Origin of the sequence: Aeromonas sobria, from assembly GCF_050266975.1 — a bacterium.
GTDB lineage: Bacteria > Pseudomonadota > Gammaproteobacteria > Enterobacterales > Aeromonadaceae > Aeromonas > Aeromonas sobria_B.
In genome coordinates this window covers 1-866 of record NZ_JBKISU010000084.1, presented here as the reverse complement: position 1 = coordinate 866, position 866 = coordinate 1, and the positions used below count along the sequence as shown (strand labels likewise).

Below are 866 nucleotides of genomic sequence, written 5' to 3'. Positions count from 1 at the left end.
GAGAGCGGAGCAGTGGCTCAACCTACGACCTCGGAAATGTCTCGGATTCAGGCAGCCTGTCAAGGTATTCGAAGAGTACCGTCAGGCGGCATAGGCGAGTGTCGCACTTCGAAGTTGAATTAGCGATGTACCTAAGGGGGAAGTGTGAAGTCAGTTATCGAGAGAGAAAAAATAAAGCGGGAGAAAGCTGAGAGGCTTCGTCGTTACGCTACGATCAATTGGAATATCAAGAAGAAAGAAATTGAAGTGATATTCCGTGAAGCTTTTTCTGGATTTAATGTTAATGGCAGAGAGTTTTATATAGATAACGACCTTAATAGTGATTTTTCAGACAAAAGATATATTGGTTACGACTGCGTACAAGTGAGCCATCCTCTCAGGTTTACAGGGAATATGGTCATTACCAAGGATGAGAGAACAACTAACTTCGACAGAAAAAAGGAAGTTGGAGCAGCCTTGTCGATAACAACATCAGCAATAGGAAGTTTTGATATTTTCCTCATGCCAGCTAAAAACGATGACAAAATTTTGGAAAGTAAGAGTCTTATCATTTATAGCTGTAAAGACCCGAATAAATTAACAAAAAAGAGAATAATTAAGTCTATTAAGCAGTATCTAATATTTCAAAGGGTTGATAGTTTGCTTGAGTATTCATCAGTTCTTGAAAATGCTTATGTAGCATGGTTGTATTTTTGGGATGCCAGAAATAGAGAGAAGTATCGAAGCTTACTTTTTCAAACCTGATTACCCATGACCCTCAGCCAGCTTCAAGAGCCGATATGGCATCGGAGGGCTTGCCACGACTGCATGCCCCAATTCAACCAACATGCTCTTGAGGTCAAAACGATGATTAAACCGGAAGCAGT

The 866-nt window shown here is 40.6% G+C and carries 1 protein-coding gene and 1 pseudogene; one reads left to right on the top strand and one right to left on the bottom strand.

The genetic code is table 11. The annotated features are described in order from the left end of the window. The first annotated feature begins 144 nt into the window (after positions 1 to 144). Positions 145 to 744 carry a hypothetical protein gene (locus ACLHZ1_RS20520; protein ID WP_427263531.1) on the top strand — a complete coding sequence of 200 codons (600 nt, stop codon included), beginning with the start codon at positions 145 to 147 and terminating at the stop codon, positions 742 to 744. On the opposite strand, the pseudogene ACLHZ1_RS20515 reads toward ACLHZ1_RS20520, so the two are convergent. Further along, positions 745 to 866, bottom strand: a pseudogene (locus tag ACLHZ1_RS20515) (IS1595 family transposase); the annotation flags it as partial. It lies immediately after the preceding gene.